Consider the following 12484-nt stretch of genomic DNA (forward strand, 5'->3'; position numbering starts at 1 on the left):
CACCTTCACCCTCTCCTTCTATGAATCCAAAAACTTAGTTCTTGTAACATCGAGTTTGTCGATCCGAATCACACATTACTGCACAAATATTACAATTGACACATCGGGCAGAATAATTCTCGTCCTGAACAAGTTTTTCTACCAAATCCGGTTCACAAATAAAGGGTCTGCTCAGGCTGACGAAGTCAACAAAGCCATTTTCCAGACAATGCCGCATTTCGGCACCCTTCCGGAAACCACCCACACTAATAATGGGAATGTCGGTTAATGCTTTGGCAATTTTGACATATTCAAGATTATAAGTCGGTGTAAATGACTTTAGTTTTGCCCTCATCAGGCCATAAATGAAGACATTTTTAATTAACAGCGGAATATCTTTAATTCCGCTGTTAGTTTTAAAGACAGGGTTATGCTTTAAGATCATTTTGAGGGGGATGTCTCCACGAAAGATATTCAGCGCATTATCCATTGTCCCATAACTAATCTCTAGACCATCGACTTCTTGAGCATCTAGAAAACGGATCAGGCTGGCAAACTGCTCCATCGTGAATTTGGTAAAATAATCATCACTACCGCTTACTTTGATTAACAGCGCAAAATCTCTTCCACACTTATTCCTAATTTCTTCAAGAACTAATCCTAGAAATTTTGTACCTATCCCATTAATATCATGAATGCCAAACTCATCGTTTCGATGATTGATCGAGGGCAGTATAAACTGATGGATCAGATAGCCATGGGCGGCATGGACTTGTACACCGTCAAATCCAGCTGCTTTAGCATAAACGGCAGCTTCTCCAAACCTTTTGATCAAGGCATACACCTGTTCTGTCGTTAATTCTCGAGGAGATCCCCCAAAATATAGGGACCTTTGATTAGACACTCCATAGACATCCTGTCTGGTTTCCTTTTTTCTAGTCTGCCTCCCAGTATGAGCTAACTGCATAAAAATCTTACAGTCGTATTGATGAACCATCTCTGTAACGGGTAAATAGGACTCGATCATTTCCTCACGGTCAATTCCGGCCTGACCTGGCTGCATCGCTTTTCCTTCAGGAGAAATATAGGCAAAGCCTGTAATGATCCCTCCCACGCCTCCTGAGGCTAATTGTTGATATAAATGCCGGTATTCTGGCAGTGGATATCCCTCAGGATCAGACATTCCTTCGAACGTTGCTGATCGAATGAGCCTATTTTTCAAGCGACAGGGGCCTATATTAGCTGGTTCAAACAGTTTCATTTAATACCCTCCCACTGATTTTTACAGATTTGTCTTCCGGACAAATTACACTATTCTCGTAACTCATTCTAGCATTTGGGATCAGTGTGCAGGTCAAATAAGAAGCCTACAAACATATAGGACACTAAAAATAAGAGCATTGCCAATTCGGTATTGAATAAAGCGATGAGGGTTGCCTGACCGCAGATACAGGCTCGGAAATTAGCCACCAGAGAATAATAAGTTTTCTCACCCCGAGGATTTTTAAAGTAAAGGTATCCTGTCCACAGTTCTAGAAAAAGGGTTAAGCCAGCCAAAATAAGGAACATATTGTTGACTCTGGCTTCGATAAAATTATTAAAATAAAGCAGCCCAAAGATCCCCGCAGGGAGAAGCGCAGAGATGGCCGCTAGATACCTGGCTTTCTCAACTCCCAATCGTACAATGATCGTCCGTTTACCTGCAGCCTTATCCCCATCGTAGTCTTTAAAATAGGTATAAAAGGTCATCAATCCGTTCATGACTGCTACTAGAATCAGCACTGAAACACGACTATATGTAAAATAAGGGGACTCTGTCGGACCTGCTGCTAAGAAGCCATAGGCGGTGCAGGTCGAAATCATCAGCCCAAAGACGATATTACCGAAAATACCGTGACCCTTAGCGTATTCATATACTATATTTAAAAGAATTCCGAGGATTGCGGGAATAAGGGCAATGGGTTCCAGGTATAGGTATGTCATCACTAGAGTCATTATCAGCAAAATTCCCGTAAGGATCAGGGCTTTTTGGGGATTCAATTCACCAGTAACCATGGGACGGTGCGGAGCGTTCACTCTGTCCTCTTTTAAGCCAAGGTAGTCATTGATAATCTGGTTTATGCCCCAACTAAGAAAAAGCATGACCAGCACTACGGCCTTTTTTTCCGTCGCCGGAACCAATTCTACGGTCTGAAAGGGAGACTCTGCGATGTATTCGTAAAGGCAATCCCCAGCCAACCCCCAATTCCTGTTACAAAAGCGTAATATAACCTCATTGATTTGATATAAGCTCTCATGAATTTTAACACTTTATTAAACCCCGCCCTCTTCTGAAAGCTCTCTAAGCCTTTTTTGAATATAATCCTCATCAAAAGAAGAGCAAATCCTGCGGTCCTGTCCATCGAGAATCCGAAAGTGCCGCGAAATAACATTTTGCTGGATTCTAAACTGATTCGCAGACTCGAGATTAATCCACCATAATTTTCCGCCCATGGTTTTTTCGTTGCTTTCATAATCGGTAAAGGCTAAAGAAAGAATAATATCTTGCGGATCTCCTCCAAAGGTCATGGCTAGAACTTCACTATCTCTGAAAATAGTACACAAAGTTACGGAACCTGTCCAACCGAGGGTAGACCGACCTTTTTCAATCTGAACTAAGGTCTTCTTAGAGATACCCAGTATTTCAGCCATCTTATCCTGGGTATAATCCCTTTCGATGCGAATGAGTTTTAATTTTTCCGAGGCTTTATTGATAAACTCAGCTCTAACCATAGGCAATTACACCCCTTTAGTGTAATTTTACACCATTTGAGCTTTTTTTAATAGACCAAAGTCATTTAAATTGAAAAATAGTTGTTAAAGAAAGACGATGCTCGAAGCACCCTTTTTTAACAACTATTCATGCCATTCTAAATTAAATACAAGTATCTTACTCTCAATCGCTATCAACCGATAACGTACCTGCCGACTAACCTTCTGCAACAACCCTATCTTCTTTTGCTCCGAAGGTAAGGAATAACCGTTGGCAGCAATGAAATAAAAATTATCGCAAAGATTACAAAGGTAAAGTTATGTTTAACCGCGGGAATGTTCCCAAAGAAAAACCCAGCGAACATAAATAGCATTACCCAAGAAACTCCACCGACACAGTTATACAGAAAAAACTTAGAAAAGTTCATTTTACCGAGACCCGCAACAAATGGTGCAAAGGTTCGAATAATCGGTAAAAACCTGGATAAAATTATGGCCTTGCCTCCATGCTTCTTATAAAAGGCTTGAGTTTTGTAAAGGTATTCCTTCTTTATGATGCGGGAGTTTTTCATAGCAAGCAGCTTATGCCCGATCATTTTGCCAATAAAATAATTTACTGTGTTTCCAACGACAGCTGCAATAATTAGCAATACAAGAGCCAACTTAAAGTTCAGAGCACCGGAGGCTCCCAAAGCCCCAATTACAAAAAGTAAAGAGTCACCAGGAAGAAAAGGGGTCACCACAAATCCTGTTTCACTAAAAATGATCATGAACAGAACTAAATACGACCAAGTTCCGTAGTCCTTAATTATTTCCATTAGATGTCGATCGATATGAAGTATAAAATCAATTAAACCCATTACTAATTCCATGATAGCTCCTTTAAATTTTCATTTGGTAATGACCGAACTATTCTATTCGCCAGAGTTCTCAAAAATTCCTTTAAACAGAATTTGGCTTTCAGAATTTACTCAACTATATTATACGATACCCTGTCCCTTTCTAGTACTTATAATCGAAGGTCCCTCTGTAAAAATTCCAAAGGACCTTCGATCATAGTTACCAGTTACCATGCTCCTTTGACTAAAGCCATGCTTTACATTAATTTTTTTCTTGAATGAATTCCATCAGCAACTTAGCTGTACCTCCAGTGAGTTTTAGACAGCGTCGCAAATGTTCTGGCGAATCAAATTCATGCGGATTTAAGTTACGACAACAAGTCCCCCCAAATTCCAGAGTAAAGCGATCGTGAAATCCACGAGCCAGTTCATAGACTTCTTCTCTTGATTGTTGCGGATCATTACGACCCCTAAATAGTCCTAGTATCATGATTGATCCGGTCAATGCTCCGCACTGACAACCAGCATGCCCTAATCCGCCTCCAAAACCAGTGGCAATTTTTAAGCTTTCTGGACTCAGAGGATAGTTGAGGATTTTGTTAAAAGCATGCAGTATGGATTCAGCACAGTTCAAGCCATTCTTAAAATTGTTACCCGCTTGCGATCGAGCCTCCAACGCTAGTTCGTCCATTATGTGCCCCTTTCTATTTCCGAATAATTACTTGACTAACATAATTAATATAATAGTTCTACAACAGGTGTTCAATTCCTACTATTACCAATAATTTAATTAGAAGGTGGGGTATCTCCTACATAGGATAAGGACCCTTGACTATAAAAGACAAGGGTCCTTATCCTATGTGAATCTCAAATAACTAAAGAATGTCCTAAAAACTAAGCTTAATGAGTAACCTCTAACGTTCCTTTATCCAGATCATATTTAATACCTAGGACTTCAACTTCTTTGGCATTAACCCTTTCCTTAATTATAGGACTCTTCAAAAGATCTTTTAGGGCATTCTGAATGTTTAGATCTGTACTGGCTTCGATTAATTCTTTACCGGTAGTGCCCATCGCCCGAGCGTCATCGACTGCAGGTTTTATTTTTCCAATGATAGCTCCAATACTACCGTGTGGTTCTCCTCCTTCTACAGCAGCGGTGACCGCTCCGCATCCTTCATGACCAAGAACTACAACTAAAGGCACCTTGAGGTGGTCTACTGCATATTCTACACTTCCTAATTCAACAGGAGTAACCACATTTCCAGCCACTCGGACAACAAACAAATCCCCTAGGGCTTGGTCAAACAATAATTCAGGCGAAACTCTCGAGTCTGAGCAACTCACTATTACAGCAAACGGGTGCTGTCCGTTCTTTAGTAAATCGCTTCGCTTTGTAAAACTGAGGTCCTTACTTAAGGGCTTGCTAGCAGTAAAACGCTCATTTCCGTCCATTAAGAGTTGTTTTGCTTCATCTGGTGAAGAGATCACTTCAGCTCGTTTATAGACAGTCGTTTGAGCCATCGCTTCCTGGACAGCTGAATTATTCGGGTCCAATGTCTGTTTATCAGTCTTAGGTGTCATCTGACTTACGCAGCCGCTTAAGACTACCGCTAAGCTAAGTAATGTAGCAACGAGATAACAGATTGGTTTTCTCACAAAATCTCTCCTTACTATTTCGACTCTATTTAATACTATGCCCTTAAATTCAATTTTACCAATAATTCCTTGTATTAGTCCTATTCCTTAATCATTGTATACATTCTTTTCAAATCTTATGTAAAATCGTATGACTGATAAAAACAAGTATAGGGCTAGCAACTTCTGCCAGCCCTTATACTTAGTTTACATTGCAATTTGAGCATTTTCCGGAACACCCACTGCTAATAGGTTCTCGGCACCTTGGGCAAACAAGGGTCAAACCTGATTGTAAAGGATTGTCCTCTTTTTATTTTATCTAAGGTCAGATTATCTGCCTCTTTTCTCATTTTATTTATGTATGTAATATAATGTCTTGGTCATTGATAATGATTATCATTTATTTTAAACTTATTATACAAAATCCTCTTTTGAAGTGTCAACTAATATTTTCTCGCTCTTCGGTTTCGAGCTTATGTAAGATGTTTTTAAAGAATACTAAAATCCCGGCCACACTTTGGCCGGGATTTAAAGGATCATCATAGTCAGTTTAAGGATTATGGATTATGGATTATGGATTATGGATTATGGATTATGGATCACTTGTTGAATAGAAATAAGAGTAAAAACACGATGGAAATACTCATCAAGAGCACTCAAAGAATAGAGACTCTAACCTTATTATCGAACTGTGAACTTATCAATGGATTGCAGTAACTCGTTGGCAAGCTGAGATAAATCTTGGCTGGCATTAGCAATTTCATGCATAGATGCAGCTTGCTCCTCGGATGCAGCGGAAACTTGCTCAGTACTAGCCGCATTGCTTTCAGCGATACTAGCTAAAGTCTTTAAAATCTCAATTATATGATCTTTTTTCTTATCCATTTCATTCCCAGAGTTATTTAAAGTGGAAATAATAATTTTTGTCTTTTCGATCGCAACTGCTATACCCTTAAACCGTTCAATGGTAATTGTTATGCTTTCCTCTTGTTTCTTCGCAATTGCAGAACTTTTAGCGATGACGTCAACTGCATTTTGAGAATTTGCTTCTAATTCTTGAACGATCCTCTGTATTTCTCTTGTCGATTGAGCTGATTGTTCTGCTAACTTCCTAATTTCTTCAGACACAACTGCAAAGCCTCTTCCCGCCTCGCCTGCGCGTGCAGCCTCGATCGCTGCATTCAAAGCTAATAAATTGGTTTGATCGGCGATCGCTTGAATCATCTGACTAGCGGAATGAATTTTTACGGCACTCTGATTAGTTTCCATAATACGTTCTTGGATTCGTACCGTATACTGATCTCTTTCTTCTGTCCTTTCCGTTAAATCCTTAATGGCAATACTTCCTTCATCCTTCATCGTCTCAACAATCTCAATAGAATTATTAAGATCGTATAAATTCTGCTGATCCTTGTAGATTATTTCCCCTAATTCAATCATTTGTTGAACACCATTTTCCGTATCCCTAACCTGATCAGTAGCACTTCCAGCGATTTGTTCAATCGTCTTGGCCACCTCTTCCACAGCAATGGCCGATTGCTGAGAAATAGACGTCAATTCTTCAGAAGTATTAGACACTTGACGAGCAGTTTGAGATAAGTGCTTTAAAATCTCTCTTTGATTCATATTTGCGGCATAGATTACTTGGCCGAGGATTCTAAACTCATTATTTCTTTTCATGAAGTATTCCATACTATTCTCAACGTTAAGTTTCTTGAATGGGTTGTCATAAAACACCACATCACTTTGAATCTCTTTAACTTCTTTCAATTCAATATCAGTGCCTATTGTGCCAACGAATTTCCCCTGAATGATAATAGGCAGCATAATACTGGTCATCAAAATAGACTTCCCATTGAGCTCATATTCATATGGCTCTAAAATTGAAATCTTACCTGTCTTTTTCGGAATGGAATACCATGGTTCATCATAGACATTTTTGAGAGCTGTCACTTCAATCTTGCCATTTTCCCAATATATATAGGAAGTAAAACGACCGTTGTCGTAAAATTCATTATTTTGAAACTGATCATCGCATCCGTCAAACGCATTCGGTTCCCAAAAGGAACTCAAGGCTAAGATCTGTTCGTTTTGACTTAAAAGCTTTTTTTGTATTTCAATAACCGTCAACCTGTCGGTATTCCCACTTTTTTTAATCTGGGTTAACTCATCCAAGAGCATTCTAACTGCAGTAACTCCCTTCTCCAAAATCAAATAATCCCCTAATGATCCCCTCTTTAAAGTTTCAATGGATAAAGCTAGGAGTTTGGAGGTTTGCTTGGCTTGATATAAGAGAATTGCAATCAAGCCAAGCATACTCAAAAGAAATAGAATAAAAGCATAACTGGTATCTCTTAATACAAAACCGATGGCAACCATAATAACTGCATAAATCAATGGCAACATACTTCGCCAATTACGTGATCTCAAGTCTCTACACCTCTCTTTACTTTTTCTACATTATTCTTAAAACATGCAATTTTCAAGCCAATTTTCATACGGGTATTAACCTCTCGATTCCTTAAATGTAATATGGCTAGATCTTGGTAAATATTCAAATTTTTCTAATACTTAAAATTTCCATTAAGTTAAGATTGACTTGGTCAAGTAATAATTGAGTTGTAATTAACTTATATTAGCCTGTCTAAGTGAACAGATTACAAAAATCCTCACAGTATTAGGATTTGCATCACACTACGTTTAATAAAGTTATTAAGGTTGTGATAAGAGTTGCTTAAGTGCACATACTATTGTATGTACTACTTCGAGGAGGTCTCTGAATGGGGAAGAAGGTTATTCTTGGCAGTTTTATACTAATCATTACTTCTTACATACTATTTCAGATAGGTTATGTTGCTACCTCTGGGCCGTTTTTTTGCGCTAAATGTCATGAGGTAACAGACTATGTCTCATCATGGCAGGTATCTGCCCACAAAACCGTAGTTTGTTTAGACTGTCATCAACCCAGCGGAGAATTGGGAAAATTGCATGCTAAGGCCAGAGGTTTAAATTACTTATTTCAGCATTTTAGTGGAGATTTCACTATTCCAACTCGAGCGATCGTTTCCGATCAAAATTGTATTCAATGCCATTTAGGCGACAATGAGTCTTTCCCAGAAACAGTACGACTAAAAAACACTTCAACGATAAACCATTATGAAACCATTAAACAGTCAAAATCTTGCTTAGCTTGTCACAGAGCTACGGCTCACGGAGTAGATATCTATCTATCCTCCGAGTTAAAGGGCACCAAGCCGTAGGCGAAGGCAGCAGCCCTGGTTGTACTTATGCTTAGAAAGTTATATAACGCAAGTTTATACTTTCTGCCCTGATAGTATAAAAAAAGCGAGCATTGAGCTCGCTTTTTTGTACCATCAAGATCATTAATTTTTAAAACCCCGCTGAAATTCCCATTCGTCCGAGTGATTGAAGAATTACAGTTCCACCAAGAAAGATGATTAAGCAAGCAGAGACCATGGCTAAGCGATTGACAACCTGCCATCGTTCCAGTTTTTTGATGGTATGACTGGCGCGGACCACAAACACTGCGATCGCGACCATTGTAATAGCACCGCCGATCGAAAAGGCACCTACTAGTCCTAACCCTAAGGGAATCTTATCGGCTGAAATTGCTGCTAGTAGAATTGCTAAGGCACTTGGGCAAGGGATGATACCGGTAAAAAAACCTGTCAAAAATAGATTTGAGCGTGAGGAAGGAACAGAATGAGGCTCTGAATGATGATGGTGGTTGCAATGGCTCGAGCATTCATTTATTTGTGACCTACTTGTTTTATGTCTTGCCTCTTGATAGTTAAAAAATCTTTGTATCATAATATTTAGTCCAATATAAATGACGACAATCCCAGAAATAAGTTGGAACCAATGAATTAGATTTTCAGGTACAATTACCTTTACTGCCGACGAAGCCGAAACGGCTATCAAGGTAATCGAGAGTGTATGAGCCAGCGCTGAAATTAAACCTATCCCGATGGCATCTTTGATTTTCGCACCTGAAGAAATGAGGTATGCCGTGATAATCCCCTTACCATGACCAGGTTCTAAAGAATGTAGGGCACCAAGACCTACTACAGCTGGCAAAGTATACATAAAATCCATTAGAGATTCCTCCTCCACAATGCTAACTATATATATGCAGGCATGTCTCATAACTTTCCATCCTACATGTTAAGTTAACAAGAGGAAACATCCTTCTTCACTCATCAGAAAAAAAGCCGCAATACAACTATTGCGACTCAATTCACAGCAATGGCAACCTAATCTCTATTACCGTACCCTTATTAAGTTCACTCTGTACAGAAACCCTGCCATTTTGAAGCTCTATCAAGTGCTTAGCTATTGCTAAGCCGAGTCCTGTACCGCTCCCCTTCCTAGAACTATCGATTTTGTAAAAGCGATCCCAGATCTGTGGCAGTTGATCTGCATCAATTCCATATCCTTGATCTCGAATACTAATTAATAAAGTATTACTCTCCGGTAGGCTCGTATCAATGGAAACTTTAGTGTCTTGAGGAGAATATTTAATGGCATTGTCCACGAATATCACAAACAGTTGCCGTAAGCGATCATAGTCTCCATAAAATGCTGGGAGATCTTGGTTAGAGAGAGACTCTATCTTAATACCCTTTTTATCAGCAATAGTCTGTAGACTCTTAACGACATCTTCCAATAGGCTTGGAAGATGAATCTTTTCTTGATTGATCATAATTTTACCTGATTGAAGCCGAGAAAGCTCTAATAAATCCCCCACTAAACGTTCTAAGCCACGTGTTTCGGAAAGCATCCTCTCGTGGTAACGCATTATCTCTTCGTCTTTTACAACTGTTCCATCGACCATTGCTTCTAAAGAACCACGGATGACGGTTAGCGGCGTACGGAATTCATGGGACACATTAGCTACAAAATCCCGGCGCAATTGATCAAGACGCTCTCTTTCACTAATATCTTGCACCAACGCTACAATTCCGGTTATGGTAGCGTGGTTGTCCACAATAAGAGAAAAGGTAAAGACCAGCTTTTTGCCCTGCCAATCTTTGTGGACTTGTAAAGGCTTCTTGTCCTCCATGACTTTGCGAACTTGTGTCCAAATTCCTAAATCCTCGAGGTCCTTCTTTAGCGCCTCTTTAGAATAAGGATGAGGTCGATTCATAATCTTAGAAAGTGCTGCATTGACGCTCACAGGTTCAAGGATTGTGTCAAAGGCAATAATCCCTTCTGAAATACTCGATATAATATCCTTAAGCTTTCCTTTCTCCTGAAAAAGCTGGTTAATCGTAGAACCAAGCTCTAAAGCTAAAAGATCAAGGGAATTTCCAAGCTGTCCTAATTCATCCTTCCGATCCACACCGGTTCGTGCCGAATAATTGCCTCGTGTTATTTCCAGTGCCGTTCGATTCATGGCTTTCAAAGGACGGGTAAAGAGCAGGGAATAAAAAATCCCTAACCCTACTGCCAGAAGCAACGCCAAGAGAAGACTCAACGCGAGTATACTTATTGCTCTGTTTAGTGTTTCTGTAACCCCTGTGACTGGAGAATGAAGCAGCACTGAGCCAATAATTTTGTGGTTAGAATCTATCATGGGGACACCGACAGTTATGGTAGCTTCATTATAAACGCTGCTAAAACTTTCACTGACAGATTCATTTCCTTCTAAGACCTCGCGGATAACGTTTTCTGCTTCCTTAGGTAAGGGCTCTGAGTTTTTCGTGAAACCCTGTCCGAATTCTAACTCCGAGCCTTGCCTAAGTCCTGCCCCCATACCTTGTCTCATAGGCCCTATACCTTGTCCCATACCTTGTCCTAGGCCAGACATCATCGATAGACTTCCCTCACTGTCAGTAATCCAGACATTTGACTCAGTCAGTGTATCAAGCGAACGCATATAACCATTAAAACCCTGCATTTTACTATTCCCTTGTAAATAAACGGCGGCTACCTCTGAGATACTACGCGCATTGGCGAGCATTGTTTTTTCCCTGCTGTCAAAGGTATATTGTTTAAACATTTGAATAAAGAATATCCCAATGGCAAGCATGGATATGAGTACTATAACCACAAATCCAGCCGTTAACTTGTAAGCAATGCTATTTTTCAACATGCTTTACCTCAAATTTATACCCAACACCCCAAATGGTCTTTATATCCCAGCTATCGATTTCAGAGATGTTTATTTTCGATCTTAATCTCTTGATATGGGTATCAACGGTACGTGCATCTCCAAAATACTCATATCCCCAGACACTGTTTAATAGATTATCTCTTGAAAATACTTTCCCAGGGTTGGAAGCTAAAATCCAAAATATCTCAATTTCTTTCTTAGTTAGGTTGACGGGCTTATCAGAAATCATCACTTCGTAGTCTGTTAAATTAATCGTCAAACCAGGATAATCGACAATATCCCCTCTTTGCTCCTCAGATAAATCAAGGCGCCTTAAAACTGCTCGGATCCGAGCCATCACCTCACCCGGACTAAACGGTTTTACGATATAGTCATCTGCTCCAATGTCCAAGCCCATAATGCGGTCTCCATCCTCCCCTTTGGCAGTGATCATAATAATCGGAACATTTGAAGTTTTACGGATTTCCTGACAAACAGCAAACCCATCCTTTTTAGGCATCATGACATCCAGCAACATGAGTACAGGCTTATATTCCTCATATTTCCGGACAGCCTCTTCCCCATCATGGGCAATAATCGGAAAAAAGCCTTCTTTGGTGACATAGGTTTTGAGTATATCCAGAATTCCCTCATTATCATCGGCAATCAATAGATACTTATTCAAAAAATCCCACCGTCCTTTCATCTCTCTTAGTTTATCATTGCTGCTTATAATATTTGTGACATGTTTGTGAACAAAAATTGCCTAGTATAATAGTTCATTATCTTTTAATTTTACAGCTAAATAAGAGTGTTATAAATAAGCAAATAAGAATATGAAAGAATAGAGTAGGGGCGATTACTCGCCCCTCTCACGGAACCGTGCATGCGGACCATCGCACACGGCTCTTCCATCAGTTCGCCTTTTTAGCACAAAGATTTTCGTAAACACCTAACAGACTGACAAAACCAATCTTTTCAAACCATTTAAGGTCAAGGGCTGCATGAACCATTTGACACGCCGAATTCCGCCACCTAGTCATGGACAAGCTTAACATCTTGTCCTTTTTCCATCCTTTGCGCATTAGGATAGACCAAATACGGCGTGGATTGCGCCAACTCCGCATCTGTACCATTCTGACTCGTCGCCGTATCCACGTAT

At 39.8% G+C, this 12484-nt stretch carries 11 protein-coding genes and 1 pseudogene; 1 reads left to right on the top strand and 11 read right to left on the bottom strand.

Features of this window, described 5'->3' with window-relative positions; genetic code table 11:
- Window positions 1–34 precede the first annotated feature (34 nt).
- The 7 genes from JL57_RS32865 to JL57_RS32895 all read right to left on the bottom strand — a co-directional run bounded on the left by JL57_RS32865 (window position 35) and on the right by JL57_RS32895 (window position 7637).
- A complete protein-coding gene (locus JL57_RS32865) occupies window positions 35–1240 on the bottom strand; it encodes an NADH:flavin oxidoreductase (protein ID WP_034146072.1) in 1206 nt (401 codons plus the stop codon).
- 68 nt (window positions 1241–1308) lie between these two features.
- Entirely contained in the window at window positions 1309–2217 is a 909-nt protein-coding gene (locus JL57_RS32870) for a UbiA family prenyltransferase (RefSeq protein WP_291300875.1), read from the bottom strand.
- 75 nt (window positions 2218–2292) lie between these two features.
- On the bottom strand, window positions 2293–2751 hold the full coding sequence (locus tag JL57_RS32875; RefSeq protein WP_034146073.1) for a helix-turn-helix transcriptional regulator: 459 nt from the start codon (window positions 2749–2751) through the stop codon (window positions 2293–2295).
- 215 nt (window positions 2752–2966) lie between these two features.
- Window positions 2967–3602, bottom strand: a complete 636-nt coding sequence (locus JL57_RS32880) for a DedA family protein (RefSeq protein WP_034146074.1) — start codon at window positions 3600–3602, stop codon at window positions 2967–2969.
- Window positions 3603–3831: 229 nt separating this feature from the next.
- Entirely contained in the window at window positions 3832–4260 is a 429-nt protein-coding gene (locus JL57_RS32885) for a C-GCAxxG-C-C family protein (RefSeq protein WP_034146075.1), read from the bottom strand.
- Between the two features lie 209 nt (window positions 4261–4469).
- Complete coding sequence (locus tag JL57_RS32890; RefSeq protein WP_034146076.1) at window positions 4470–5228, bottom strand: carbonic anhydrase; 759 nt, start codon at window positions 5226–5228, stop codon at window positions 4470–4472.
- A 660-nt stretch (window positions 5229–5888) separates the two neighbouring features.
- Complete coding sequence (locus JL57_RS32895) at window positions 5889–7637, bottom strand: methyl-accepting chemotaxis protein (protein ID WP_291300876.1); 1749 nt, start codon at window positions 7635–7637, stop codon at window positions 5889–5891.
- Window positions 7638–7987: 350 nt separating this feature from the next.
- Here JL57_RS32895 and JL57_RS32900 point away from each other — a divergent pair, with 350 nt between their 5' ends.
- On the top strand, window positions 7988–8467 hold the full coding sequence (locus JL57_RS32900; RefSeq protein ID WP_034146078.1) for a NapC/NirT family cytochrome c: 480 nt from the start codon (window positions 7988–7990) through the stop codon (window positions 8465–8467).
- A 130-nt stretch (window positions 8468–8597) separates the two neighbouring features.
- Here JL57_RS32900 and JL57_RS32905 read toward each other — a convergent pair whose 3' ends face one another.
- The 4 genes and pseudogenes from JL57_RS32905 to JL57_RS32920 form a co-directional block, all read right to left on the bottom strand.
- Window positions 8598–9323, bottom strand: a complete 726-nt coding sequence (locus tag JL57_RS32905; RefSeq protein ID WP_034146079.1) for a sulfite exporter TauE/SafE family protein — start codon at window positions 9321–9323, stop codon at window positions 8598–8600.
- Between the two features lie 142 nt (window positions 9324–9465).
- On the bottom strand, window positions 9466–11322 hold the full coding sequence (locus JL57_RS32910; protein ID WP_034146080.1) for an ATP-binding protein: 1857 nt from the start codon (window positions 11320–11322) through the stop codon (window positions 9466–9468).
- Window positions 11309–12007: a response regulator transcription factor gene (locus tag JL57_RS32915; RefSeq protein WP_291300877.1), complete on the bottom strand. Its 699-nt coding sequence runs from the start codon at window positions 12005–12007 to the stop codon at window positions 11309–11311. Before JL57_RS32915 ends, JL57_RS32910 begins: the two co-directional genes overlap by 14 nt.
- Window positions 12008–12236: 229 nt before the next feature.
- Window positions 12237–12484 (bottom strand): annotated as a pseudogene (locus tag JL57_RS32920) (hypothetical protein); the annotation flags it as partial.

This window comes from Desulfosporosinus sp. BICA1-9 (assembly GCF_000802135.1).

Bases quoted from the DNA above. Each gene is read 5' to 3' on its own strand.
- JL57_RS32900 (WP_034146078.1), top strand. From the start codon at position 7,988: ATGGGGAAGAAGGTTATTCTTGGCAGTTTTATACTAATCATTACTTCT.
- JL57_RS32910 (WP_034146080.1), bottom strand. From the start codon at position 11,322: ATGTTGAAAAATAGCATTGCTTACAAGTTAACGGCTGGATTTGTGGTT.
- JL57_RS32885 (WP_034146075.1), bottom strand. From the start codon at position 4,260: ATGGACGAACTAGCGTTGGAGGCTCGATCGCAAGCGGGTAACAATTTT.
- JL57_RS32875 (WP_034146073.1), bottom strand. From the start codon at position 2,751: ATGGTTAGAGCTGAGTTTATCAATAAAGCCTCGGAAAAATTAAAACTC.
- JL57_RS32880 (WP_034146074.1), bottom strand. From the start codon at position 3,602: ATGGAATTAGTAATGGGTTTAATTGATTTTATACTTCATATCGATCGA.
- JL57_RS32905 (WP_034146079.1), bottom strand. From the start codon at position 9,323: ATGGATTTTATGTATACTTTGCCAGCTGTAGTAGGTCTTGGTGCCCTA.
- JL57_RS32865 (WP_034146072.1), bottom strand. From the start codon at position 1,240: ATGAAACTGTTTGAACCAGCTAATATAGGCCCCTGTCGCTTGAAAAAT.